The organism is Streptomyces endophytica (genome assembly GCF_026153355.1).
Lineage (GTDB): Bacteria > Actinomycetota > Actinomycetes > Streptomycetales > Streptomycetaceae > Streptomyces > Streptomyces endophytica.
The window spans coordinates 1810877-1836330 of sequence record NZ_CP110636.1 but is presented as its reverse complement, the minus strand read 5'-3'; the positions used below and the strand labels follow the sequence as shown (position 1 = coordinate 1836330).

The 25454-nt window shown below is 69.3% G+C and carries 13 protein-coding genes and 11 pseudogenes; 17 read left to right on the top strand and 7 right to left on the bottom strand.

Annotated features, from left to right (window positions below):
- Positions 1-562 precede the first annotated feature (562 nt).
- A complete protein-coding gene (locus OJ254_RS08330) occupies positions 563-1132 on the top strand; it encodes a hypothetical protein (protein ID WP_265361823.1) in 570 nt (189 codons plus the stop codon).
- 208 nt (positions 1133-1340) lie between these two features.
- Here OJ254_RS08330 and OJ254_RS08325 read toward each other — a convergent pair whose 3' ends face one another.
- Positions 1341-1562, bottom strand: a complete 222-nt coding sequence (locus OJ254_RS08325; RefSeq protein ID WP_341483773.1) for a ribosomal protein L7/L12 — start codon at positions 1560-1562, stop codon at positions 1341-1343.
- Positions 1563-1918: 356 nt separating this feature from the next.
- Between OJ254_RS08325 and OJ254_RS08320 the strand changes: the two genes are divergently transcribed.
- The 4 genes and pseudogenes from OJ254_RS08320 to OJ254_RS08305 all read left to right on the top strand — a co-directional run bounded on the left by OJ254_RS08320 (position 1919) and on the right by OJ254_RS08305 (position 5390).
- Positions 1919-2338 carry a hypothetical protein gene (locus OJ254_RS08320; protein ID WP_265361821.1) on the top strand — a complete coding sequence of 140 codons (420 nt, stop codon included), beginning with the start codon at positions 1919-1921 and terminating at the stop codon, positions 2336-2338.
- Positions 2335-3432 (top strand): annotated as a pseudogene (locus tag OJ254_RS08315) (NB-ARC domain-containing protein); the annotation flags it as partial. The gene OJ254_RS08320 and the pseudogene OJ254_RS08315, both read left to right, overlap by 4 nt.
- A gap of 149 nt (positions 3433-3581) precedes the next feature.
- Positions 3582-3845: pseudogene (locus tag OJ254_RS08310) on the top strand (tetratricopeptide repeat protein); the annotation flags it as partial.
- A 3-nt stretch (positions 3846-3848) separates the two neighbouring features.
- Positions 3849-5390: a tetratricopeptide repeat protein gene (locus OJ254_RS08305; RefSeq protein WP_265365097.1), complete on the top strand. Its 1542-nt coding sequence runs from the start codon at positions 3849-3851 to the stop codon at positions 5388-5390.
- Between the two features lie 423 nt (positions 5391-5813).
- Here OJ254_RS08305 and OJ254_RS08300 read toward each other — a convergent pair.
- Positions 5814-6907: pseudogene (locus OJ254_RS08300) on the bottom strand (baeRF3 domain-containing protein).
- A 388-nt stretch (positions 6908-7295) separates the two neighbouring features.
- Positions 7296-7646, bottom strand: a complete 351-nt coding sequence (locus OJ254_RS08295) for a hypothetical protein (protein WP_265361820.1) — start codon at positions 7644-7646, stop codon at positions 7296-7298.
- Positions 7647-7988: 342 nt separating this feature from the next.
- Here OJ254_RS08295 and OJ254_RS08290 point away from each other — a divergent pair.
- A pseudogene (locus tag OJ254_RS08290) lies at positions 7989-8755 on the top strand (class I SAM-dependent methyltransferase).
- Between the two features lie 96 nt (positions 8756-8851).
- Here the strand turns inward: OJ254_RS08290 and OJ254_RS31515 are convergent.
- Both OJ254_RS31515 and OJ254_RS08285 read right to left on the bottom strand, forming a co-directional pair.
- Positions 8852-9058, bottom strand: a complete 207-nt coding sequence (locus tag OJ254_RS31515; RefSeq protein ID WP_423836050.1) for a primase alpha helix C-terminal domain-containing protein — start codon at positions 9056-9058, stop codon at positions 8852-8854.
- Positions 8959-9693 (bottom strand): bifunctional DNA primase/polymerase, encoded by a 735-nt coding sequence (locus OJ254_RS08285; RefSeq protein ID WP_423836005.1) that lies wholly within the window; start codon positions 9691-9693, stop codon positions 8959-8961. The genes OJ254_RS31515 and OJ254_RS08285 overlap by 100 nt, the downstream gene beginning before the upstream one ends.
- A gap of 124 nt (positions 9694-9817) precedes the next feature.
- On the opposite strand from OJ254_RS08285, the gene OJ254_RS08280 reads away from it, so the two are divergent.
- The 11 genes and pseudogenes from OJ254_RS08280 to OJ254_RS08230 all read left to right on the top strand — a co-directional run bounded on the left by OJ254_RS08280 (position 9818) and on the right by OJ254_RS08230 (position 19717).
- The gene (locus OJ254_RS08280) at positions 9818-10000 is read left to right on the top strand and encodes a hypothetical protein (protein WP_265365394.1); all 183 of its coding nucleotides are present in this window, start codon (positions 9818-9820) and stop codon (positions 9998-10000) included.
- 570 nt (positions 10001-10570) lie between these two features.
- On the top strand, positions 10571-10879 hold the full coding sequence (locus tag OJ254_RS08275; RefSeq protein ID WP_265361819.1) for a hypothetical protein: 309 nt from the start codon (positions 10571-10573) through the stop codon (positions 10877-10879).
- Between the two features lie 228 nt (positions 10880-11107).
- Positions 11108-12588: pseudogene (locus OJ254_RS08270) on the top strand (acyl-CoA dehydrogenase family protein).
- 432 nt (positions 12589-13020) lie between these two features.
- Entirely contained in the window at positions 13021-13956 is a 936-nt protein-coding gene (locus tag OJ254_RS08265; RefSeq protein WP_423835863.1) for a Zn-ribbon domain-containing OB-fold protein, read from the top strand.
- A pseudogene (locus tag OJ254_RS08260) lies at positions 13956-15255 on the top strand (acyl-CoA dehydrogenase family protein). The gene OJ254_RS08265 and the pseudogene OJ254_RS08260 overlap by 1 nt, the downstream one beginning before the upstream one ends.
- A gap of 97 nt (positions 15256-15352) precedes the next feature.
- Positions 15353-15686, top strand: a pseudogene (locus tag OJ254_RS31510) (MaoC family dehydratase); the annotation flags it as partial.
- 414 nt (positions 15687-16100) lie between these two features.
- Positions 16101-17262 (top strand): annotated as a pseudogene (locus OJ254_RS31505) (lipid-transfer protein); the annotation flags it as partial.
- A 294-nt stretch (positions 17263-17556) separates the two neighbouring features.
- Positions 17557-18089, top strand: a pseudogene (locus OJ254_RS08245) (SigE family RNA polymerase sigma factor).
- Between the two features lie 517 nt (positions 18090-18606).
- Positions 18607-19248, top strand: a complete 642-nt coding sequence (locus OJ254_RS08240; protein WP_265361816.1) for a DUF6313 family protein — start codon at positions 18607-18609, stop codon at positions 19246-19248.
- 74 nt (positions 19249-19322) lie between these two features.
- Positions 19323-19493, top strand: coding sequence for a hypothetical protein (locus OJ254_RS08235; protein ID WP_265361815.1), 171 nt, complete (start codon positions 19323-19325; stop codon positions 19491-19493).
- Positions 19478-19717, top strand: a complete 240-nt coding sequence (locus OJ254_RS08230; RefSeq protein ID WP_265361814.1) for a hypothetical protein — start codon at positions 19478-19480, stop codon at positions 19715-19717. The genes OJ254_RS08235 and OJ254_RS08230 overlap by 16 nt, the downstream gene beginning before the upstream one ends.
- Positions 19718-20380: 663 nt before the next feature.
- Here the strand turns inward: OJ254_RS08230 and OJ254_RS08225 are convergent.
- A pseudogene (locus tag OJ254_RS08225) lies at positions 20381-20825 on the bottom strand (response regulator); the annotation flags it as partial.
- Between the two features lie 42 nt (positions 20826-20867).
- Positions 20868-25224: pseudogene (locus OJ254_RS08220) on the bottom strand (HAMP domain-containing protein); the annotation flags it as partial.
- Between the last annotated feature and the right edge of the window lie 230 nt (positions 25225-25454).

Below are 25454 nucleotides of genomic sequence, written 5' to 3'. Positions count from 1 at the left end.
AGACTCGGCGATGTTCGCTCGCTGCTTCGCCGCAGCCTGCGGCCACTTCATGAGTGCGTACGCGACGCTGTGGTCGTACCAGGTCGGGCTGTTGAGCGCGTCCAGCTCATTGGCCGGCAGATCGCTTTCCTCGTCGAACTGCTGCCGGTCTCGGAGGGCCTCTTCCAATCTTGTTGAAGTCGGCACAGAGGTGGCAAGAATTCGGTTCCCCCTCTGGCGTGGTTACCCTGTAATCGAACAAGTAGGGACCGCAATTCCACTATTCATCCTTCCCGAAGGGCGACCCGTCGTAGCCACCCTCCAGAGGCTGTCTGAGTTCGTCGAGGTGGTCATTGGCGATCTTCAACGGAATTTCCCCTAAGGCGGGATACGGTCGCGTGTGTGGATAGATGAACCGGGCTCCAACCGTGCCTGACAAGAAGGTCGGAGGCCGCCAAACTGCATGGTGGATGTGGGATGGAACTCACGCTGGTTCGCGCCGCGAAGGGTTTCAAGATTGATGTGTCTTGATCCGTCCAGTTGGGCCTCCCCTGACCTCTTCCTGCCCGTACCCTGAGCTGCCATGGACGAGGGGATTGCGGCGCTCGTAGGAGCAGCCGTCGGTGCAGCTGCGACCACTGTCGGCGCTGGATTGGCTTTTGGGACAGCAGTCAGGCAGGCAAGGATCCAGGCACGAGCTGAGCACGCGCAATGGCGGCGACAGGTGCGTCGGGAAGCATTCCTCGTCTTTCACGCCCTGATAGAAGACGTGTACAACCAGAACTGGGATGTCCTGGAAGCCATGTCCCTTCAGGGCGTGCAAACTCCGGCTCACGTCCCCATCCCGCTTTATGAATCCCGGAGGGCGGCCCATGAGGTTATGGATCACATCAGGCGGGCAAGAGGGGCTGTCCAAGTGGAGGGCCCACGGTCCATGTACCAGCTAGCCAACCAGCTGGACATGTTGGCTTACGCCATCCTCGACGAAGTAGCCGTCCTTCAGTCGAAGGAATCTCCGGAAATCGAATCGATCAGGCGAACTGATCAAAGACTCCGGGCCCTTCAGTCCGGGGCAGAAGGCATCCTCGACGCCGCAGCCAAGGTGCTCGATGATCCTGAGCCGACCGCCCCTGTTCCACGAGCTCGTCGGTGAGCCTGATGAGGAGTGGTGGCCCGACGCATCCAAACGGCACCAGATCGAGCGGGGAATGGTGGTGAGAGCAGCGGTGCCCATCGAGGCCGCCCGTCGTCGGCTCGGCAGATGAATCGTGCTTCCCGCTGCGGGATCCCCACGGGGAGGTCGAAGGCTCGTAGTAGTGTGCCTGAGCTCTTCAGGGGGTGAGCCTTGCCACAAGTGAGGGTCAGCTGTGGCTTGGTGACGTTGGCTGCCACCTCACTTCGACCAGAGCCCCTGCCTCGCGGAGAGCCATCGCCGCGGCGGCCGCCGGCTCTTCCGGAAGCCATTCCAGGACGGTTGCTGGCACGTCCCTGATGACGGTCTTGCTATGCCACAAACTCAGCCCCGTCAGCCTGTGCAGCACCTTCATCACTTCAACGGCCCGGGGGCCTGGATCCAGGACCACAACTGAGGTCGACACTTCGTCGCAGACAGGTTCTATGTACTCGGGCACCGTGCGCTCGCCTCCCTGTGGTCTGGCAGCAGGGTAGGCCTTGATCCACGCGGCGCCATTGACACGCACGCTCGCGCTTCCGAAAGTCTGGGTGCCTGTGGACGAGACGGGGACCGGCTAGGAGCCGGGGAAGGTCCTGGTTGGCGAAGCGGGTGAGCCAGGCAAGTCCAAGCGACGCCGATCCGGAGGAGAGTTGTCACAGCCCGTCGACTGCAGGAACCGTGCGGGACACCTTGGCGTTTGGCCCACGTGAGAGCGGTGGTGTTCCTACCCTGTTCCTTCCATAGTCCTGAACCTCGGGGGAGCAAATGAGTACTGAGATCGTGCAGTTGGTGGAGCAAGCAGCGCCCTACCTGTCGTCCGCGGTGAGTGCCTATGGGGCGGCTGTGTTGACCCGGGCGGAGAACGCGGCCGTGGAGAGCACAGCGAATCTGGGACGACGCATTCTGCAGATTGTGTGGCGCCGCCGTGACCAGCAAGGCCAGGCGCAACTTGAAGCCGCCGTCCAGGACGCCGCCGATGCCCCGGACGATGAGGATGCGGCGGCCGCCTTGCGTCAGCAGATCAAGCGTGCGCTGCGCGACGACACCGAGTTGCTGTCCGAACTGGCCCGGATGCTGCCCGTAGCTGGCGGGACTGTGAATGTGACGGCATCTGGCGAGCGGTCCATCGCTGCCAAAACCATTGGCACGGCCGTTACCGGAGACAACACAACGATCAAGCCATGACAGACAGCCTTGGGCCTGAGGTGGGTGGCCAGCATGCGACGGGCCCACGATCCATGGCGGTCGGTGGCAGTGTGGGCGTGGCACTGACCGGAGACGGTGCCCAGGTGGTGACGTTGCCGGCCGAGGCGGTGCGCTGGGCCCAGGAGGTGAACGCGCCACCGGGCGCGGGTAATCTCCCCGGGTCTGCGTCCGGCGTCTTCGTTGGGCGAAGGGACGAACTCGCCAAGCTGCACGAACTCTTGGCCGATCAGGGCGATGCCGCGGTCACCCAGGTGTCCGGCATACGCGCGATCCATGGGCTGGGCGGGGTCGGCAAGAGCACGCTCGCCCTGCACTACGCCCATGAGCACAGGCGCACGTACAAGCTTGTCTGGTGGATCAACGCCGCTAGCCCCGAGCAGATCATCACCAGTCTGGCCGCCCTCGCCACGCGGGTATGCCCGCAGTGGGCCGCAACCGCAGGGGTGCAGGAACGCGCGGCTTGGGCGATCTTGTGGCTTCAATGGCACCCTGGCTGGCTGCTCGTGTTCGACAACGTCGAAAACCCCAATGACCTGCGCCATTACCTGGGCACTCTCCCAGACGGACATCACCTGGCCACCAGCCGTGCCGCGACTGGTTGGCATTCCATCGCCCCCACCATTCCTCTGGGCTTGCTCGATGCCGAGGCGGCCGTGTCCTTGTTGTGCACCCTAGCTTTCGGAGACGAGCAAACCCCTACATCGGAACAACGCCGGGACGCTGCGGTCCTCGCTGCCGAACTCGGCTACTTGCCCCTGGCACTGGAACAGGCAGGTGCCTACCTCTTCGAGACCGGAACCTCTCTGGCCGACTATCGGAGTCTGCTAGGGAGGGTCATGGACAAGGCCGCGGGCGGCATCAACCCTGAACGAACCATCGCCCGGATCTGGCGCCACACCATCAACGCCATCGAACACCGCAGTCCGCAGGCTGTCAGGCTTCTCAACGCCATCGCCTGGTTGGCCCCGGACGACATCCCCCGTGCCCTGCTCGCTCCGATGTGCCCCGACTCAGTCGCCCTTGGCGAGGCACTGGGCGCTCTATACACGTACAACATGATTTCGTACAGTGACGACCGTCAGAACGTCAGTGTCCACCGACTTATGCAGACCGTTCTGCGCCACCAAGCCACCACCGACGGTGACGGCTACCAAAGCGGCCGCCAAGAGGCTGAATATCTCATTTGGCAAGCCTCACTCGATGAAGACGCAAGTACCTCACAGTGGGAGCAACTACTCCGCACGTCGTCGCGCTTGCCGAGTCCACCCCACCAAACAGCCCCGCATCGATCGAGACGACCAACGTCTACCATGCTGCGGCTCAATACCTTTACCGCCAAGGACGCCAAGCGCACACCATACCTTTACGTGAAGCCGGACTTGCTCAGTGTGAGCAGGTTCTGGGCGGCACTCACCCCGGCACGCTTGTCAGCCGGAATAATCTGGCCTCTGCCTATGAGTCGGCGGGGGACTTGGATCGAGCCGTCGCGTTGTACGAGGCGACGCTTGCTCAGTGCGAGCAGGTTCTGGGCAATACCCACCCAACCACGCTGACCGTGCGGAGCAACGTGGCCTTCGCCTATAAGAAGGCGGGGGACTTGCAGCGAGCCGTCCCGCTACTGGAGGCGACGCTTGCTCAGTGCGAGCAGCTTTTGGGCGACACTCACCCGGATACGCTGACCGGCCGGAATAATCTGGCCTCTGCCTATGAGTTGGCGGGGGACTTGGCCCGAGCCATTCCGTTGTACGAGGCGACGCTTGCTCAGCGTGAGCAGGTTCTGGGCGGCACTCACCCGGATACGCTGACCGGCCGGAATAATCTGGCCTCTGCCTATGAGTCGGCGGGGGACTTGGCCCGAGCCATCCCACTACTGGAGGCGACGCTTGCTCAGTGTGAGCAGGTTCTGGGCGGCACTCACCCGGATACGCTGACCGGCCGGAATAATCTGGCCTCTGCCTATGAGTCGGCGGGCGACTTGGCCCGAGCCATTCCGTTGTACGAGGCGACGCTTGCTCAGCGTGAGCAAGTTCTGGGCGGCACTCACCCGGATACGCTGACCAGCCGGAATAATCTGGCCTTCGCCTATGAGTCGGCGGGCGACTTGGCCCGAGCCATTCCGTTGTACGAGGCGACGCTTGCTCAGTGTGAGCAGGTTCTGGGCGATACTCACCCGGATACGCTGAGCAGCCGGAATAACCTGGTCTCTGCCTATGCGTCGGCGGGGGACTTGGCCCGAGCCCTCCCACTACTGGAGGCGACGCTTGCTCAGTGTGAGCAGGTTCTGGGCGGCACTCACCCGGATACGCTGAGCAGCCGGAATAATCTGGCCTCTGCCTATGAGTCGGCGGGGGACTTGGCCCGAGCCATCCCACTACTGGAGGCGACGCTTGCTCAGCGCGAGCAGGTTCTGGGCGATACCCACCCGGACACGCTGACCAGCCGGAATAACCTGGCCGGCGCCTACCGGACGGCGGGGGACTTGCAGCGAGCCATCCCACTACTGGAGGCGACGCTTGCTCAGCGCGAGCAGGTTCTGGGCGATACCCACCCGGACACGCTGACCAGCCGGAATAACCTGGCCGGCGCCTACCAGACGGCGGGGGACTTGCCGCGAGCCGTCGCGTTGTACGAGGCGACGCTTGCTCAGTGCGAGCAGGTTCTGGGCGATACTCACCCAAGCACGCTGACCGTGCGGAATAACCTGGCCTTCGACTATGAGTTGGCGGGGGACTTGCCGCGAGCCGTCGCGTTGTACGAGGCGACGCTTGCTCAGCGCGAGCAGGTTCTGGGCGATACCCACCCGGACACGCTGACCAGCCGGAATAACCTGGCCGGCGCCTACCAGACGGCGGGGGACTTGCCGCGAGCCGTCGCGTTGTACGAGGCGACGCTTGCTCAGTGCGAGCAGGTTCTGGGCGATACTCACCCAAGCACGCTGACCGTGCGGAATAACCTGGCCCTCGCCTATGAGTCGGCGGGGGACTTGGGCCGAGCCGTCCCGTTGCCAGAAGTTCCAGACATCCGTCCCTGAGATCAAGGGTGGTGGATGCCAGCAGTCGCCGAGGGCCCTCCAGGACGCAAGGGATGCCCCCATGGGGCTGATGTTCCGGAATTCGGGCGCATTTTGTAATGCGAGTGTCTCGAAGCCGTGCAGGTTCTGGCGTGAGGCAGCAGGGCCTACGGCTGACAGAACTAGAGCTGTGGGCCATGCGCGGGCCAACGGAGCGACATTACCTCTGTCGGCAGGAGTTTGCGCAGGTCAGGGCTGGACTGTTGGGCGCCAGAGTAACGCTCTTGAAAACTGTCGTGGCGGCAACGTCACCGTGGGTTCAAATCCCACAGCCTCCGCCGAGGTAGGAAAACATGCAGGTCGGAGCGGGTTCCGGGGTTACCGGGGTCCGCTTCGGCTGTGTTTGTTGGTCGGGTGCGCCAGGCTTTTCGTGCTTGTGGGGCGTCAGTAGCGCAGTACGCCTGCGATGCAGCCCTGGTCCGTGAGTGTGCCGTCGGGTACGAATCGGACCTCGGTGCCGGTCTCCAGGGCCTGCTCGATGATCTCGTCGATCATGTCGTCGCGTGCCCCGGAGTGGGCGGTGTCCGCCGGCTGGAGGTGCCCGCCCTCCTCGCGTACGACGGTCCGGAAGTGGTCTTCGACGGCGAGCAGGCGCACCCGCGCCTCCTTCACGGCCTGCCAGACCTCGTCGAGACCGCCCGCGAAGTCGTGCCGCCCCTGTGCGGTCTCCAGCTCGGCGACGACAGTGGACGTCGCCGCGGACTCGCGCGCGGTGCGCAGTGGCTCGACGGCCTCCCGCACGCCGGCGGCCGGCCCGTCGGCGAGACCGCCGTGCTCGACGGTCATGGTGTCCGGACCGAGCGGCCCGAGCTCCTCCAGGAGGGTCAGCGCGGCGGACGACCCGATCACGTAGAGGGGCGGGGTTCGGCGGTGAGGACGGCCCGCAGCTTCTGGTGTGCCTCGCGCAGGAAGTGTCGGGTGGCCTCGTCCTGGAAGGTGCTGGGCAGGTCGCCGATGCGTTCCTTTCGCTCCGCGTCGTAATCCTCGAGGCTCCGGGTGTGGGGAAAGCCGTCACGGGTGTGCTCGGCGGCGCGCTCGGGCTCGCCGTTCCACAGTGAGACCCGGTCGGCGGCCACGGCCAGTGCCCAGTAGGGCTGCTCAGCGGCCTGGGCCGCGACGAGGTTTCGGGTGAGGAAGGTGTCGGCGAGGACCACGCGCTCCGGCACGTCACGGGCCACCGACCACACCTGGTGTTCGCCCCGCGCCGCATAGATGATGAGACCGTCCTCGGCGTGGACGAGATCGACCTCGGCCACGGCTCGGCGCAATTGGTCGAGGACCTCGATGCGCCCTTCGCGGGGCACGTCCGGGTCGTTCTGGACGGCTTTCTCGGCTTCGGCGACGAGGTTGCGCAGGCGTACGGGGTCCTGGGCGTTCTCCGGTTCGCGGCGGTGCGTCGGCATCACGAGGGAGACGGCAGGGTACGGGCGGGGCCGGCGCAGTTCGGCAAGCACGTCACTGCTGAGCATGGGGTCCATGCGGAAGCCTTCCTGCTGGTTCGGGCAGATGCCGGGGCGGGGCCTCGGGATGCGGTCCGGCGGTCGACGCGGCCGTTCGCGGGGCGATTACCGGGGTCCGGCGAGCTGCTCTGGCAGCGGCCTCCCCCTTTTTTGCCCTATAAATCGACATTTTGTACTGATATGGCGGTGCTCGCGAGTCGGTGTGGTCTTGATCTCCGTGCGGCAGTGCCCAAGTTATGGAGTGCCCAGGTGAGGGGTGCCCGGGTCGGGAGTGCGCAGGTTGGGAGTGCCCCGGCCGGGAGTGCCCCGGCCGGGAGTGCCCAGGGTGGGAGTGGACTGATGGGTGTCTGGCGGACGTCTGGCGGAGGTGAGGGGGCGGGGCGGGGGAGTGTCGGTGGCGGCCGGGTCAGTCGGCCGCGCTTTTGGTCTTCGTCTCGTAGGTGTCCAGTTCGCTGCGTAGCGTTTGGCCCGGGTACAGCCGCTCGTGCGGTTTCGGTAGCACCAGTCGGAGGCTGCTGAGGGGGGCGACGGTGGGGCGGGCGTCGTACTCGATGCCGTCCTCGTTCTCGTAGTCGTCCAGCCGGTCCCACGGAGGGATGACGAAGGGGTACGACCTCCACCGGAAGTGGCCTTTTCCGTCCGGGTGTATCTGCCACTGGGTGCCTCGGTAGTGGTTGTGCACCTCCCCGAGGTACCAGGCAGCGACCTGCAGGAACGCCTCGTCCTCCTGCTCAGGCCGCCGATGTCCTGCACCCACGTCGAGAACCGCGACTGCTGTTCACGTAGCCACAGGGCAAGACGTCGTTCTCCGACCGCAGTACGTCCAGCTCGCGCGCTTCCCTGATGTCCTTGGCGCTCCAGTTCCCTCTGCTCATGGGCCCGACCTTAGTTACCCGCACTGACATCGCCGGGGTAACGGCCGTGCTGGTGTGGGGAGTTGGGGAGCGATCCGATGTGTCGGTCGAGGTCTCGGTGGTCGAGGCCTCGGCGGTTGAGCTTTTGACGGTCGAGGTTTTGTCGGCGAGGTTTCGTCGGTTGAGGTGGGGATAAATGGGTGGCGCTGTGGGGCGTTTGGGGGAAGTGTGGGGATATGAGTCGTATGCAGGAGTTTGAGGAATTGGTGGCCGAGGCGGAGGCCGTGTCGGTGGAGGGGTGGGATTTTTCGTGGCTGGAGGGGAGGGCTACGGAGGAGCGGCCCTCTTGGGGTTATCAGCGGGCGATGGGGAGCGGTTGGCGCGGGTGGGGGCGGCGCTGGACATCCAGACGGGGGGTGGGGAGGTGCTGGCCGGGGCTCCGAAGTTGCCGCCGGTGATGGTGGCCACGGAGTCCTGGCCGCCGAACATCGCCAAGGCCACCGCGCTGTTGCACCCGCTCGGTGCGGTCGTGGTGGCCGATGCGGATGAGCCGCCGCTGCCGTTTGCCGATGCGGCCTTCGATCTGGTGACGAGCCGCCATCCGGTGACGGTGTGGTGGGAGGAGATCGCGCGGGTGCTGCGGCCCGGGGGGACGTACTTCTCCCAACAGGTAGGGCCCGCGAGTGTTTTCGAGCTGGTGGAGTACTTCCTCGGGCCGCAGCCGGCGGACGTACGGCGGGCGCGGCACCCCGAGGACGCGCGGCGGGCGGCGGAGGCGGCCGGGCTGGAGGTGGTCGACCTGCGGGCCGAGTCGTTGCGGACCGAGTTCTTCGACATCGGGGCGGTGATCTATTTCCTGCGGAAGGTGGTGTGGATGGTGCCGGGGTTCAGTGTGGAGCAATACCGGGACCGGCTGCGGGAGTTGGACGGGCAGATTCGGCGGGAGGGGTCGTTCGTGGCCCACACGACGCGGTTTCTGATCGAGGGGAGGAAGCCGGAGCGTGTGGGGTGACGGGCCCGCCTTTGGGTAGCGCGCCCTTTGGGGGGGTGGGGTGGGGTGGGGGGTGGGCGGCTTGGGCGACCCCGTTCTGGGGTGTGGGGTGGGGGCTCAGGCCAGGTCGGGTCGGCATGGCTGCTCCTGGTGCCGGCGGGACGCTGAGGCGATGGTGGCGCGGGCCTCGTGTTCGCGGAGGCCGGTGTGGCAGGCGGCCTCGGTCAGGCGGGCGGCGAGCTCCGGGCCGAGGCCGTCCTCGTAGGCGCGGCAGGCGGCCCAGAAGAGCCGGGCGTTGCGCTGGCCGACCGGGGAGGAACGCACGAAGCGTACGAGCGCCGCGGCGGGCTGGGGCGGGACGCCGGGCGGGGACTCGTATCCGGCAGCGGTGTGCTGCGGGGAGGTGCGCCGGGTGGGCGTGCGGGGGTCCGTGAGGGGGCCCAGGAGCGGGTCCGTGAGCAGCGTGAGCAGGGCGCTGGGGACGGGAGCGGGGCGGGCCGGGGCGTTCGGGGCGAGGACGTAGCGGCCGTGGGTGGTGAGTGAGCCGGGGCCGACCAGATAGCCGCCGCCCCTCGAACGTCGATACCGGGGGCGAGGCGGCCGACCGAGTTCGGGACGGGCGGGGACGGTGGGCCGGTGAACCAGACGTGCCGGCCGCCGCTGGGGGTGCGGACCATGATCGTCGGCGGGACCGGGAAGTCGTGCGCCTCGGCGAGGAGCAGCAGGGCGGTGAGGCCGTCGGCGCCGTTCTTGATGTCGAGGTCGAGGCCTATGAGGTGGTGCGGCGGTAGGCCGCAGGCGATGCCGTAGCCGGTGGCCCAGGGGGCGGCGGCGAACATGCGGCGGATGGTGAACGGGTCGGTGCTCGCATCGTGGACACCGTGCCCGAGACGGCCGCAGCCGCCGTGGCAGGGCGGGACCTCGGGGTGCCCGCGGTGCGGGGACCGGAGGGCGGGCAGCTTGGCGCGGGTGAGCGGGATGACGGGATAGCCGCGCTCGGCGGCCCTCAGTGCTTCGGCCAGGGCGGCGGTATGGGCGTTGGGGGGTGGGGTGAGGGCGGGGTGGTGGGGGCTGGCGGAGCTGATGCTGCCGATATCGCTGCTGCTGCTGCCGCCCGCGCTGCTGCTCTCGATTCCGCTGCTGCTGCCGATACCGCTGCCGCTGCTGGCGCTGGCGCTGGCGGGATGTGGCGGGGCGGCGGTCGGTGGTGCGTGCCACCATGCGGTGGCCGCGGCGGCCGTGGCCGCCGCGTCGGTCGATGGCTGAGGGTGACCGCCGGTGGGTGACTGTGACCGCCCGTCGGTCAATGGCTGAGGGTGACCGCCGGCGGGTGACTGTGACCGCCCGTCGGTCGATGGCTGAGGGTGACCGCCGGTCGGTGATTGTGACCGCCCGTCGGTCGGTGGCTCGGTATGGCGTAGGTGCAGGGCTGCCATGGCGTTATTTTCGTACGAATGTTCGACGAAGGGAAGGGGGGCGTGCGACGGAGGGTTTTGTGCGCCGGGTGTCCAGGCCGGCGGGTGGGGGTGCTCACCCCTGTGGGGGGAGGGGTGCCGGCGGGCCGTGTCTTCGTCGTGCGGCGGAGGTGGGTCGACGCGATGCAGCGGGGGTTTACCCGGGGTTCCTCATGCTTGCGGGGGAATCGGCTCTTCGCGGCGGATTCGGCGGGGATTCGTGGGCAAGCCTGAGTTCGCGACGTCGAGGCAAGCATCGCGGTGGCTGGCCAACTGCCCGATGAACCAACGGAGTTACCGCACTTGACCAGGCGTGATCAGGCCCGGCGGGCCCGGTCCGGCAGGTCGGATCCAGAAGTTGTGTTCCGTAGGAGGAATTGACATGGCAAGCACCCGTACCGCCCGCGTCCTCGCTGTGGCCGCGGCACTGCCCTTTGCGGCGGCGCTCCTTTCCGGTGTGGCGCAGGCCGACAACGGCGGCTTTGCGAACAACGGGTCGAATGCGGCGTCGACGAGCCAGGGGGGCGTTCTCATCGGCGGCGACAACCACGGCAATGCGACCAACGGCCAGCAGGTCGCCAACGGTGCCGGCGCCTCCAACCAGAACAACACCGCGAGCGTCAACGGGTCCGGTTTCACGACCATCGACCAGGACAACGCCACCGTCAGCTTCGGGAACAACATCGGCTGACCCGGGGCCGCCGTATGGGGAATGGCGGCTGAACGAGGGGTGATACGTCGAGGTCGGTACCGAGGGCATGGGCTGCTCCGGGGTTCACCGCACCGGCCTTGACAGTGAGCGGGTTTCTGACGGACAGTCAGAAACCCGCTCACTTGTGCGTGCGTGTATGTGGGGGCGTTCAGTTCGTTCAGGTCGTTCGGGTTGCGGCATCGGGCCACAGAAGGGGAGGCCGTCGACGTGCACCTCGCCCCCACCGCGCGCCAGGAGCGCCTGCGTGCCGAACTCCGCGCGTACTTCCGCGACGTCATGCCGAACGGGGTGCCGGAGGACGCCGCCGCGCAGCGTGCGGTGCTGCGCCGGATCGGCGGCGACGGCATGCTCGGCCTCGGCTGGCCGACGGAGTACGGCGGGCAGGGGCGCGGCCCCGACGAGCAGTTCGTCTTCTTCGACGAGGCGTACCGTGCCGGCGCCCCGGTCTCCATGGTCACGCTCAACACCGTCGGGCCGACCCTGATGAAGTACGGCACCCGGCGGCAGAAGGAGTTCTTCCTGCCGCGGATCCTCCGGGGCGAGATCGTCTTCGCGATCGGCTATACGGAGCCGGAGGCCGGTACGGACCTCGCGGCGCTCCGTACGCGTGCGGTGCGCGTGCGGGCCTCTGATACGGAGGGGCGGCAGGGGCCGCAGGGGCCGCCGGGAGGCGTAAACGGCGGCGGGGGCGGAGACGGGTCCGGCAGTGGGGCCATCGACGGGGCCATCGGCGGGGCGGCCGGTGGGGCGGCTGGTGGGGCCACCGGTGGGGCCGGTGGGCGGCCGGTGGGGCCGGCAGCGAGGCCGACGGGCACTGGCTGATCAACGGTGCCAAGATCTTCACCAGTAACGCCCACCAGGCCGACTGGATCTGGCTGGCCTGCCGTACCGACCCCGACGCACCCAAGCACAAGGGCATCTCGATCATCCTTGTGCCGACCGGCGCGCCCGGCTTCTCCTGGACGCCGATCGAGACGGTCGGTGGGCTGCGGACCACCGCCACGTACTACGACGACGTACGCGTCCCGGCCGGCAACCTCGTCGGCGAGGAGAACGCCGGCTGGCGGCTGATCACCAACCAACTGAACCACGAGCGCGTGGCGTTGGCCGCGATCGGTATGCAGGCCGAGGACGCGTACCGCGCGGCGCTGGAGCACGCCCGGACCGTCGACCCGGAGACCGGGGAGCGGCCGGCGGACCGACCGTGGGTCCGGTCTCGGCTCGCCGAGGTGCACGCCCGGCTGGCCGCGACCCGGCTGCTGAACTGGCGGCTGGTCGGTGAGGTCGGCGCCGGGAGGCTCAGCCCCGGCGATGCCAGCGGGGTCAAGTTCGCCGGGACGGAGAGTGCGGTCGAGGTCTACCGGATGTGCCAGGAGGTGGTCGGCGACGCCGCCCTGGTACGGGCCGGTTCGCCGGGCGCGTTCGGGGTGGGAGACGGGGGCGGGGGCGGGAGAGGGAGCGGCGATGGGGGCGGAGATGGGGGCGGTGAAGAGGACGGTGGAGGGAATGGCGGAGGGAACTGCGGAGGGAACTGCGGAGGGAATGGCGGAGGGAGCGGTGGAGGGAACGGCGAACTGGAGCGGATGAATCGCGCGGCGCAGATCAACACGTTCGGTGGCGGCGTGAGCGAGGTCCAGCGGGAGATCGTCGCGACGGTGCGGCTGGGGATGCGGAGGGGACGGCGATGACGGCGATGACGGCCACCGGGGGCAGCGATGAGCGGGCGGGGCCGGGGGCGCCGGTGAGGGGACGGCCAGTGGGGGCGCCCGCGGGGGAACGGCTACCGGGGGCGCCTGTGGGGGGACGGCGCCCCGGGGCAGCGGCGAGCCGACGGCCGCCGGGGGCCTGAACGAGTCGACGGCCGCCGGGAGTCTGAGCGAGTCGACGGCCGCCGGGGGTCTGAACGAGTCGACAGTCGCCGGGGCTCTGTACGAGCCGACGGCCACCCGGGATCTGTACGAGCGGCTGAAGGCGTACGAGGGGCGGCCCGCGGCCACCGCCGGGGTCGGGAAGGACCCGGTCAACGCGGTGATGATCCGGCACTGGTGCGAGGCGATGGGGGACGCCAACCCGGCGTACGAGGGGCCGGACGCGATCGCACCGCCGACGATGCTCCAGGCGTGGACGATGGGGGGCTCTCCGGCCATCAGGGCCGCTCGGGGGCGTACGACGAGCTGTCCGCGCTGCTCGACGGCGCGGGCTACGCGGCCGTGGTGGCGACCGACTGCGAGCAGGAGTATCTGCGGCCGCTACGCCCGGGCGACCGGATCACCTTCGACGCGGTGATCGAGTCGGTATCGGAGCGCAAGACCACCAAGCTGGGGACCGGCCACTTCGTCACGACGCGGATGGACATCCGGGCGAACGGGGAACTGGCCGGGACGCACCGCTTCCGCATCCTCAAGTACGCCCCGGCGCCGGCACGTCGTAAGGGACCGCCACCACCGCCACCACCGGCACCCGCACCGGAGGCACCGGCGAAGGCGCGGCGGCCGCGGCCGGTGATCAACCGGGACAACGCGGGGTTCTGGGAGGGCGTAAGCCGGCACACACTGCTGATACAGCGGTGCGGAGGATGCCGGACGCTGCGCTTCCCCTGGCTACCCGGCTGCCAGGCATGCGGTTCCCCCGAGTGGGACACGGTCGAGGCGAGCGGCACCGGCACCGTCTACTCGTACGTGGTGATGCACCACCCGCCCTTCCCGGCCTTCGACCCGCCCTATGTGGTGGGACTCATCGAACTCGCCGAGGGCGTGCGGATGGTCAGCAACGTGATCGGCGTGCCCTACGACAAGGTGCGGATCGGGTTGCCGGTGCGGCTGGAATTCCTGCGTGTGGAGGAGGAGTTGGAGCTGCCGGTCTTCCGCGCGGACGAGGCCTTGCAGGGGTCGGTCTCCCGTGGGGGCGAGACGTCGCTGCGGCCGGTCTCTCGCGGGGATGAGGCGTTGCGGCGGCCGGTCTCTCGCGGGGATGAGGCGTTGCGGCGGCCGGTCTCCCTCGGGGATGAGGCGCTGCAGCGGTCGGTCTCCCGTGGGGCGGGGAGGGCTGAGGGCTGATGGACTTCACGCCCGCCGAGGAGCAGTCGGCCGCCCAGCAGCTCGCGGCGCGGATCTTCGGCGACCTCGCCACGCACGACCGGCTCACGGCGGCCGGTAGCGCCTCGGACGCCGAGCTCTGGAAGGCGTTGTGCGCGGCCGGCCTGCCGGCGGCGGTCGAGGAGATCGGGCTGCTGGGGCTGGCGCTGGTCCTGGAGGAGCAGGGCCGCACCACCGCGCAGGTACCGCTCGCGGCGACCTGCGCGTACGGCGTGCTGGCCGTCGCCCGGCACGGCACGGAGGAACAGCGGGCACGGCTGCTGCCGGCGCTGCGGGACGGCACCGCGGTGGCCACCGGCGCGTTCCCGGCGCGGGGGCCGTCACCGCGGCTACGGGAGCTGCAGAAGGGGCTACGGGCGTCGTCACAGCGCCCACCTCCGGACAGACGATCGTGGACGGTACGCCCGGTAGATCCGGTGCATCCGGTACGCCAGGTGCGCCCGGTACCGCGGACGGCATTGGGCGGCTGACCGGCGTCGTCCCGGTCGTGCCGTGGTTGCGCGACGCCACCCACGTACTGGTCCCGGACGCGGAGCAGGCGCTCTGGTTGGTGCGCGTCGCGGACACCCGGGTCGAGCCCGTGGAGACCACCGCGCCCTGGGCGGCGGGACGGCTCACGCTCGACGGAACGCGGGCGGAGCGCCTGGGTGAGCCGCAGACCGAGTGGCTTGACGGGATACGGGCCGAGCGCCTGGGAGGCAAGCGGGCGGAGCACCCGGAGGGCGGCGCGCAGGCCGAGCGGCTCGACGGGACGCGGAGGGACGGACCCGCGGACCGGCCCCCGACCCCGTACGACGACGTGCTGGCGTGCGCACGTATCGCCTTCGCCGCGCTGCAGGCCGGGGTCTGTGCCGGCGCGCTGGCGCGCACGGTGGCCCACACCACCACACGCGAACAGTTCGGCCGCCCGCTCTCCACCAACCAGGCGGTCCTGCTCCGCGCGGCCGACGCGTACATGGATACCGAGGCCATCCGCGTCACCACCTACGAGGCGGCCTGGCGACACGACGAGGGATGCCGTACGGCGAACATGCGCTGACCGCTGCCTGGTGGGCCTCCGAGGCGGGCAGGCGCGTGGTGCACACCGGCCAGCACCTGCACGGCGGCGTCGGCGCGGACCTCGACCACCCCATCCACCGGCACTTCCTCTGGGGCCGCCAGCTCGACGCCCACCTCGGCTGCGGCGCCGAACTCCTGGAAGAACTCGGCGCCTTACTGACCGAGCCCCCGACCAAGGAGGCGCAGCATGACGAGGCCTGAACACCCCGCGCCTGAACAGCAGATGCCTGAGCAGCCCATGCCTGAACAGTGCACGCCTCGGCAGCCCACGCCTGCACAGTGCACACCTGGGCGGCCCATGCCTGAGCAGTGCACGCCCGGCCAAGGCGCACCGGACGTCCGGGCCGGTGACGTGCTGCCCGCCCTGGAGATCCCGATCACCCGGACGCTGATCGTCGCCGGAGCCCTCGCCTCCCGCGACTACCAGGACGTACACCACGATGCCGAGCTCGCCAGGGAGAAGGGCTCCCCCGACATCTTCATGAACATCCTCACCACCAACGGGCTGGTGGGCCGCTACCTCACCGACCACTTCGGCCCCACCGCCGTACTGCAGAAGCTCGCGATACGGCTCGGTGCTCCCAACTACCCGGGAGACACCATGACGTTGACGGGAACGATCACCGAGGTCAGCACCGCCAGGGACGCCGCCACGGACACCGAAACCGCCACCGAAACCGCCACCGAAGCCACCGCCCCGGCCGCTGGCACCGCAACCATCGACGCCGCCACGGACACCGAGCCCCACCCCGCCCCCGCCCCGCCCCCTCCACCCCACCCACCACCTCCACCGGCCCCACCAGCCCCACCACCGCCAGGACAGCCGGGACCGCCAGGACCGCCGGGACAGCCGGGACTGCCAGGACAGCCGGGACAGCCGGGACCGCCGGGACTGCCAGGACCGCCGCTCAGGTCTGCATCCGCATCGTCGGTACCAACGCGCTCGGCAACCACGTCACCGGCACGGCGACCGTCCGCCTGCCTTCGGCCGGCCGGGCCGCGGCGTCCCGCGCGGCCTGGTCCCGCCTCTCCCCGGAGGGCACCGTATGAGCCTGCACCGTCCCGACGCGCTCTCCGGCGCGCCGCCATCGCCGGGATCGGCGCGACGGAGTTCTCCAAGGATTCCGGCCGCAGCGAGCTCAAGCTCGCCGTCGAGGCGGTACGCACCGCGCTCGACGACGCCGGGCTGGACCCGGCCGACGTCGACGGGCTGGTCACCTTCACCATGGACACCACCCCCGAGATCACCCTCGCGCAAGCAGCGGGCATCGGGGAACTGTCCTTCTTCTCGCGCGTCCACTACGGCGGTGGCGCGGCCTGCGCCACCGTCCAGCAGGCGGCCCTCGCCGTCGCCACCGGAATCGCCGAAGTCGTCGTCTGCTACCGGGCGTTCAACGAGCGCTCGGGCCGCCGCTTCGGTTCCGGCGTGCAGGAACGGCAGCCCTCCGCCGAGGGTGCGGCGCTCGGCTGGAACCTCCCCTTCGGTCTCCTCACCCCCGCCTCCTGGGTTGCGATGGCGGCCCAGCGCTACCTCCACACCTACGGCCTGACCCCGAGGTCTTCGGTCATGTCGCGGTCACCGACCGCCGTCACGCCGCCCGCAACCCGGCCGCGTATTTCTACGGCAAGCCGATCACCCTCGACGATCACGCGGCCTCCCGCTGGATCGTCGAGCCGCTGCGGCTGCTGGACTGCTGCCAGGAGACCGACGGCGGCCAGGCCCTCGTCGTCACGACCCCCGAGCGGGCCCGTGACCTGCGCCGTCCGCCCGCACTGATCACGGCCGCGGCGCAGGGTGCCGGCCGCGCCCAGGAGCAGATGACCAGCTTCTACCGCGACGACCTGACCGGCCTGCCGGAGATGAACGTGGTGGCCCGCCAGCTCTGGCGCACCTCACGACTGACCCCCGCCGACATCGACGTCGCCATCCTCTACGACCACTTCACCCCCTTCGTTCTCATGCAGCTGGAAGAGTTCGGCTTCTGCGCGCCCGGCGAGGCCGCCGACTTCGTCGCCGCGGACGCCCTTCCGCTGAACACCCACGGGGGCCAGCTCGGCGAGGCGTACCTGCACGGCATGAACGGCATCGCCGAAGCCGTCCGGCAACTCCGCGGCACCTCCCCCAACCAGACCCCGGACGCCACCCACGTGCTGGTCACGGCGGGGACCGGCGTACCGACCTCCGGGCTGGTCCTCAGCCGGGACGGAGCCGGCGCCCCGGACGGCGCCCCGGACAGTTCCCCGAACGGTTCCGCGCACGGTTCCCCGAACGGTTCCGCGCACGATTCCCCGAACGGTTCCGCGCACGATTCCCCGCACGGTTCCGCGCACGATTCCCCGCACGGTTCCCCGAATGGTTCCCCGGACGGTCCCTAGGGGACCGCGGCGTCCCCTCCCCCCAGAGGAGGTGCGGGCCGCCGTCTCCGTACAACTTGAGGGGGAGGCCGCTTCGGCACCTGGGGCCGATCCGTCCACACCCCCCTCGCTCCTAGCGTGGGAGCCATGACCACGCCTGTGTGCACCAGCGCTTCGACCGCCGCTGTGTTCCCCAGCTTCTCGTCCTACGTACGGGCCCGGGGCCGGTCCTGCTGCGCGCCGCGCGGTCGCTGTCCGCCAACCCGAACGACGCCGAGGACCTCCTCCAGACCGCCCTGGCCAAGACGTATGTGGCCTGGGAGCGGATCGAGGACCACCGCGCGCTGGACGGCTACGTCCGCCGCGCGCTGATCAACACCCGTACCTCGCAGTGGCGCAAGCGCCGGGTGGAGGAGTTCGCCGTCGACGAGCTCCCCGAGCCCGACCCGCTGCCGTCCCCCGACCCGGCCGAGCTGGAGGGCCTGCGGGACGCGATGTGGCGCGCGGTGATGCGGCTGCCCGCGCGCCAGCGGGCCATGGTCGTCCTCAGGTATTACGAGGACCTGAGTGAGGCCCAGACCGCCGAGGTCATGGAGGTCTCGGTCGGCACGGTCAAGAGCGCCGTCTCCCGTGCCCTGGCCAAACTCCGCCAGGATCCCGAGCTCGCCATGATCGCCTGACGGAACGCCGGCACCACGCGGGGGCGTCCGGCGGCCATGCCGGCGGGACGGGGGAAGCGGACCAGTCGGCGCCTCAGGTCGACGGGGGGTGAAGGGACGGTATGTCATCGGGATGCTCCTAACGGGTCGGTAGTTGCGCACCGCGCACCGCGTGCCGCGTGCCGCGTGCCGCGTGCTGCGGGCCGTGCACCGCGCGCTGTTTGCTTCGTGCTCCGGCTTTCGTTTCGTGCTTCGCGTGTGCTGCCTCGCGCCTCGCGCCTCGCGCCTCGCGCCTCACGCTTCGCTCCTTGCGTTTCGTGCTGAGGCAACTCTCGCCCCGCAGCGGTGCGTTGGGCATCAGTGATCAACCCTGGTCCGACCCTGAGGTGAACCCCGACAGTGCTCCGGGGCAAGCGGACGATCAGCGTCCCCCGGCGCGTCCCCGTTGCCTAAACTCGGGACGGGTGGATGCGTGCGGAGGGCCGGTGGGGGCCGCGAGACGACGGGGGCGCGAGTGAACAATCCGATCCCTATACCCATGGCTCTGGCGCTGCCACCGGTACGCGCGAGGGGGAGGGTGCGGCGGCTGTGGCGTTCCCGTAAGGCACTGGCCGGGCTCACCCAGTGGGTGATCGACTGGGGAATCCCCTTCGCGGTCGGCATCACCCTGCTGTCCGTCTTCGCCTCCCGGGCGGCGAGCCCGAGCGAGGTCTACCGGACGTTCACCCTCATCGATCCCCCGGACCACACCCTGCTGTGGCTGGCCTCGGTCATCGGCTGGCTGGCTGTACCGGCGGTCATCGGTGGGGTGGCCGGTCATGTGATCGCGACCCGCATCCAGAGCGTGAAGTCGATCTCCACCAGCACCCTGTTCCAGCGACGTACCTGGACTGCACGACTCCGGCCGCCGTCCCGGATCGACTACCTCGGGAACTACTTTCACGGCACACTGGCGGAGCAGGCCTTCGTGGACGCCTTCGTGCGCATCGCCCACCGCAATGACTGGATGAAGGCGCAGGACCACTGGGAAGTCATCATCCGGGACACGATGAGTACCCAGCAGTTTTCCAAGCTCGACCGGCACGAGTGCCTGCGCCAGGCACAGGACACCACGCGTATCCACATGCGGCCGGCGGCGCTCATCGGGTTGTGCGTGGTGTGCATTGCTCGCAAGCCATAGGGATCGCAGGCCGTAGGGATCGCAGGCCGTAAGCCGTAAGCCGTAAGCCGTAAGCAGGGAGAGGGTGGCGGTCGATGCAGGCTGAGAGTGCGGTGGAGATCGTGCGGGCGTCCCTGGCGCTGGCATTTCCCACCGCCACCGAAGAGGGCCTGACCCGGGCCGCCGAGCTCGTGCTGCGCTGGGGCTCCGAGGGGGTGGGGTTCAGCTGGAGCCTGATCTGGCGGAGCGGATGCTGCTCGACCTGATGGCGGTCACCGGTCAGGACGTGGAGGAATTCGACGCGGCCCGGGAGCCGGGCGGCGAGCTCACACGCGTCGAGGCGGCGCAGAGCCGCGCCTGGAGCCGTACGAGGGAAACGCAGAACGACGGGCTCCCGTACATCCCCAGGCCGCCGGAGCAGCCGGGACGCCACCGCTTCCGGGGCGGGCCGGGGCAGGAGCCCGGGCGCGGGACGTACCGCACGGACTAGCGGACCAGGACGCGTCACGCCCGGGGGGCGCCCGCACGTGCCTGCGGAGCGCCGCCCGTCACGCCCAGGGATCGCACGTCCCCCCCCGGGGGCCGCCCGTCGCGCGTGGGGGCCGCCCCGCGTCCCCCGAACCGTCCGGCGGCCGGCCCGGCGGCCGGCGGGGGCCTGCGTTACGCCTCGTGGCTCACCAGTAGCCTGCCGACCGCCGTTTCCAGTTCGGCGACGCGGTCGGCGAGGTGGGTGCGGTCGAGCGAGGATGCGTCGCGCAGGAGGAGTTCCAGGTCCGCCAACTGCCCGGCGATGTCCGCCAGATGGGCCGCATCGCCGGGGGTGAGGGCCGTGGGTGTCGTCGGGTGCGGGACGGGGCCTTCAGGAGGGCCGCCGGCCACCTCGGCCTCCCCGGGGCCGTGGGCTCCGCAGACGTGGCGGATGTCGCCGAGGTGGCCGATGCGGCGGTGGTGGGCGCGGATGCTGCCGAGCTCTCCGGTACGCCAGCGGACTTGCGGGCCCCCTCCGGTTCACCGGCCCTCTCCGGTTCACCAGCCCTCTCCGGCCCACCAGCCCCCTCCGGCCCACCAGCCTCCTCCAACCCACGGATCTGCTTCGGCCCATGAGCCTCATCCGCCGCCTGTTCCGATTCGGCCGCGCCCGGACGGTTCTCGTTCGTCAGCAGGCGTTTCAATTGTTCTGCCTGGGCGGCCAGTTGGCGGTTCTTGCGGTGGAGGTCCAGGAAGACGTTCACCTTGGTACGCAGGAGCCAGGGGTCGAAGGGCTTGATGAGGAAGTCGGCGGCGCCGACGGTGTAGCCGCGGTAGGCGTAATTGGGATCGACCGAGGCGCCGGTGAGCAGAATGATGGGCACGTCTTTCGTCTGGTCCAGGCCCTTGATGTTGGCCGCGGTCTCGAAACCGTTCATGCCGGGCATCAGGACGTCGATGAGGACCACCGCGAATTCCTCGCGCAGCATTGCCTTGAGGGCCTCTTCGCCGGAGCGTGCGCGCACGACCTTCTGGGTGAGGGAGCCCAGCACGGCCTCCAGCGCGACGAGGTTCTCCTCCATGTCATCGACGATGAGGATGCTCGAAGTGGTGTCCGGTGCCGTCGTCATGACCGCCGTCCTGACTCCGGTCCGGCCGCTTCCTGGTCCTCAGGTGTGCGCGGCGTTTCCGGGCCATCGAGCGCCCCGGCCGCCGTTCCGCTGTCGTCCTGCCGGCCGGTCTCCCCGGCCCCGTCCCCGCCGGCCGGCTCGCAGCCGTTCCCGGAATCCTCGGCCGGATTCGGGTCCAGCAAGTGGCAGATCACCGAAAGGAGGCGGTCCACGTCCACCGGTTTCGGGATGTAATCGTTGGCGCCGCTTTCGATCGCCTTTTCGCGGTCGCCGGGCATGGCCTTCGCGGTGAGCGCGATGACCGGCAGGTCCGCGAATCGGGGGGCTTGTCGGATCGCCTTGATCATCTCGTAACCATCCATTTCCGGCATCATGATGTCCATCAGCACCAGAGAGACGTCCGGTGTCCGGTCGAGAACTTCCAGGCCCTCGCGGCCGTTCTCGGCGTATTTCACATTGATGCCGACCCGGCCCAGTACGTGGGTGAGCGCGAAGACGTTGCGGATGTCGTCGTCGACGATGAGGATCCGGCGGTTCGCCAGGATCTGGCCGGCGCGCCCGCTCAGCCAGTCCTTCAGGCGGGTGGTCTCGGGCCAGGTCACGTCGCCGCCGTCGGCCGAGCGGGGGCCCGTACGGGAGGCGGCCGGCTCGGCCCGGCCGGCGAAGACCTCGCCCCTCGACGGGCCGTGGCCGCCCGCCGGGGGCGGACGGGGCAGCCGGTGCGCCCCTGGACGCGGGGGCGAGCCCGGTTCCGCGGGCGCTTCCGCCGCCCGGACGGTGCTCCGCCGCGCCGGTGGGGCGGCTCTCGGGACCGCCGTTGGGCCTGGGCTCGGTGCCGTCGACGGGCCGGGGTGAGGCTGCCGGGGCGGGGGCCGGGAGCGGTGCGGTGTAGCGGGCCGGGACGTAGAGGGTGAAGGTCGAGCCGACGTCGGGTTCGCTCTCGGCGGTGATCCGGCCGCCGAGCAGCGCCGCCATGTCGCGGCTGATGGACAGGCCCAGGCCGGTGCCGCCGTATTTGCGGTTGGTGGTGCCCTCGGACTGCTGGAACGCCTCGAAGATTCCGCCGAGTTTCTCCGCCGGAATGCCGATACCGGTGTCCTTGACGGAGAACGCGACGACGTCGTCGGCGGTGCGCAGCGATTCCTCCTCGAAATGCCGGCCGGAAACGCGTGCCACGAGGAGTTCCACGCCGCCGGCGGAGGTGAATTTCACCGCGTTGGAGAGGAGGTTGCGGAGGATCTGCTGGAGGCGCTGTTCGTCGGAGAACAGTTCCTCGGGGACGTCGTCGGCGACCTTGACGTCGAAGGTGAGGCCGCGGTCGACGGTGAGCGGCCGGAAGGTCGCGCGGACGTAGTCGAGGAGTTTGATGAGCGCAGCGGCTTGGGGTGGACGTCCATCCGGCCGGCCTCGATCTTCGACAGGTCGAGGATGTCGTTGATCAGCTGGAGCAGGTCGGAGCCGGCGCGGTGGATGGTGACCGCGAATTCCACCTCCTGCGCGGAGAGCCGCCCCTCGGGGTTGTCGGCGAGGAGCCGGGAGAGCACCAGCAGGGAATTCAGCGGGGTGCGCAGCTCGTGCGACATGTTCGCCAGGAATTCGGACTTGTACTGCGAGGAGGTGGCGAGGAGTGCCGCCTTCTCCTCCAGCTCGGCGTTGGTGAGCTGCAATTCGTCGGAACGCTGGCGGAGTTCGGCGGTGAGCCGCTGGGATTCCGAAAGCAGCGATTCGGTGCGGGAGTTGGCGATGATGGTGTTGATGGACACCCCGATGGTGTTCACGAACTGGTCGATGAAGGCGAGGTGGACGTCGCTGAAGCGGCTGAAGGACGCCAGCTCGATGACGCCGAGCACCTGGTCCTCGAAGAGCACCGGCAGGATGACGATGCTGGCCGGGGCGGCGGCGCCCAGGCCGGAGCTGATGGTGATGTAGTCGGGCGGTGCGGAGTCGACCACGATCCGCTTCTTCTCCATGGCGGCCTGGGTGATCAGCCCCCAGCCGGGGGTGCCCAGGCGCAGCCGCGGCAGGGAGCGCCGGCCCTCGGGCTGGCCGGTGCCGTAACCGGCGATCAGCTCCAGGCCCTCGCCCGGCTCGGCGCCCGCCTCGGCCAGGAAGAACGCGCCGAACTGCGCGTTCACCAGCGGGGTCAGCTCGCGCAGGATCAGGTCGGCGACCTCGACCAGGTCGCGGTGGCCCTGCATGAGGCTGGCGATACGGGCGAGGTTGGATTCCAGCCAGTCCTTGGCGCGGGTGGTCTCGCGGAGGTTGGCGACCATCAGGTTGATGTTGTTCTTCAGCGCGGCGACCTCACCCTGGGCGTCCACGGTGATCGAGCCGGACATGTCGCCCTGGGTGACCGCGCTGGCCACCTCGGCGATCGCGCGCACCTGCGTCGTCAGGTTCAGGGCCAGGTCGTTGACGCTGGTGGTCAGCCGCTTCCAGGTGCCGTAGACGCCCTCGACCCGGGCCTGGCCGCCCAGTTGTCCCTCGCTGCCGACCTCGCGGGCGACGCGGGTCACCTCGGAGGAGAAGGAGGAGAGGGTGTCGACCATGGTGTTGATCGTCGTCTTGAGTTCGAGGATCTCGCCGCGGGCGTCGACGTCGATCTTCTTGGACAGGTCGCCCTTGGCGACGGCGGTGGCGACCTGGGCGATGTTGCGGACCTGGGACGTCAGGTTGTCGGCCATCGAGTTGACGTTGTCGGTGAGGTTCTTCCAGACGCCGGACACACCGTGGACCTGGGCGCGGCCGCCGAGCCGGCCTTCGGTGCCGACCTCGCGGGCGACCCGGGTGACCTCGTCGGCGAACGCCCGCAGCTGCTGGACCATGGTGTTGACGGTTTCCTTGAGTTCGAGGATCTCGCCGCGGGCGTCGACGTCGATCTTCTTGGACAGGTCACCGTTGGCGACGGCCGTGGTCACCTGCGCGATGTTGCGGACCTGGGACGTCAGGTTGAGCGCCATCGAGTTGACGTTGTCGGTGAGGTCCTTCCAGACCCCGGACGCGCCCCTGACCTGCGCCTGACCGCCCAGGTTGCCCTCGGTGCCGACCTCGCGGGCGACGCGGGTGACCTCGTCGGCGAAGGCGGAGAGCTGGTCGACCATGGTGTTGATCGTCGACTTCAGTTCGAGGATCTCGCCCTTCGCCTCGACGGTGATCTTCTTGCCGAGGTCGCCCTCCGCGACCGCGGTGGCGACCTGGGCGATGTTGCGGACCTGGGACGTCAGGTTGTCGGCCATGAAGTTGACGCTCTCCGTGAGGTCCTTCCAGACCCCGGATACGCCCCTGACCTGGGCGCGGCCGCCCAGCTGGCCTTCGGTGCCGACCTCGCGGGCGACGCGGGTCACCTCGTCGGCGAAGGCGGAGAGCTGGTCGACCATGGTGTTGATCGTCGACTTCAGCTCCAGGATCTCGCCGCGCGCGTCCACGGTGATCTTCTGGCTCAGGTCACCGTTGGCGACAGCCGTGGTCACCTGCGCGATGTTGCGGACCTGCCAGGTCAGGTTGGACGCCATGAAGTTGACGTTGTCGGTGAGGTCCTTCCAGACCCCGGATACGCCCCTGACCTGGGCGCGGCCGCCCAGCTGGCCTTCGGTGCCGACCTCGCGGGCGACCCGGGTGACCTCGTCGGCGAAGGCCCGCAGTTGGTCCACCATCTTGTTGACGGTCAGCTTCAGCTCCAGCAGCTCGCCGGTGGCCTCGACCGTCACCTGCTGGGTCAGGTCGCCGCGCGCCACCGCAGTGGTGACCACCGCGATGTCCCGCACCTGCGCGGTCAGCCGCGACGCCATGGTGTTGACCGCCTCGGTCACGTGCAGCCAGTCGCCGGACAGCCCCTGGACCTTGGCCCGGCCGCCCAGCCGGCCCTCGGTGCCGACCTCACGGGCGACCCGGGTGACCTCGCCGGTGAACAGGGACAGCTGGTCGACCATGCGGTTGACCCCGCTGCCCAGACGGCGCAGATCGCCGCGCAGCTCCCGGCTGCCGTCGTGCAGCTCGACGTGCTGGGTCAGATCGCCGTCGGCCACCGCGTCCAGCACCCGGTCGCCTTGGCCAGCGGCACCACCAGCGCGTCCAGCACGGTGTTGGCCGCCTCGATGCTGGTCGTCCACGCGCCCTGGCCGGGGCTGGCGGAGATCCGCTCGTCCAGCCGGCCCTGCCGGATGATCTCCCCGCGCACCCGTTGGAGTTCCGACGACAGATGGGCGTTGCGGGTCACGATCTGGTTGAGGGCTCCGGCCAGGTCCGCCAGGAGACCGTCCGCGGAGGAGCCCTCCGGGATCGCCACCCGGCTGGTGAAGTCCCCGTCGCGCAGCGCGTTCATCGCCGCGAGCAGCGGCCGCAGCTCGCGCGTACGCACCCACTGGCCGTTGCCATCCGGCTGGGGCGGGTCAGGAGCCATGACGCACCCTCCCCCCAATGATCGATGTGGAGAGCTACATTTCCGCGAGAGATCCTTTTGGGGCGGGTATGACATAGTATAAAGCGCTCGTAATTACTTTCTCCCGGTATATCAGGGGCCCGTAGTGGCAGCGCTGTCCAGCCCGTACGCGACGGAAACCGTTTCCCGGAAGGGTCTGCCGGCCAACCAGCTCGCAGCTCCGGTGCGCGCAAATTCGTCCGTGCGCTGCT

Coding starts and splice junctions, on each gene's coding strand:
- OJ254_RS08230 (WP_265361814.1), top strand. CDS start 19,478: ATGCTGCTCGACCTGATGGCGGTCACCGGTCAGGACGTGGAGGAATTC.
- OJ254_RS08280 (WP_265365394.1), top strand. CDS start 9,818: ATGCTGCCGATATCGCTGCTGCTGCTGCCGCCCGCGCTGCTGCTCTCG.
- OJ254_RS08275 (WP_265361819.1), top strand. CDS start 10,571: ATGGCAAGCACCCGTACCGCCCGCGTCCTCGCTGTGGCCGCGGCACTG.
- OJ254_RS08320 (WP_265361821.1), top strand. CDS start 1,919: ATGAGTACTGAGATCGTGCAGTTGGTGGAGCAAGCAGCGCCCTACCTG.
- OJ254_RS08240 (WP_265361816.1), top strand. CDS start 18,607: ATGGCTCTGGCGCTGCCACCGGTACGCGCGAGGGGGAGGGTGCGGCGG.
- OJ254_RS08330 (WP_265361823.1), top strand. CDS start 563: ATGGACGAGGGGATTGCGGCGCTCGTAGGAGCAGCCGTCGGTGCAGCT.
- OJ254_RS08235 (WP_265361815.1), top strand. CDS start 19,323: ATGCAGGCTGAGAGTGCGGTGGAGATCGTGCGGGCGTCCCTGGCGCTG.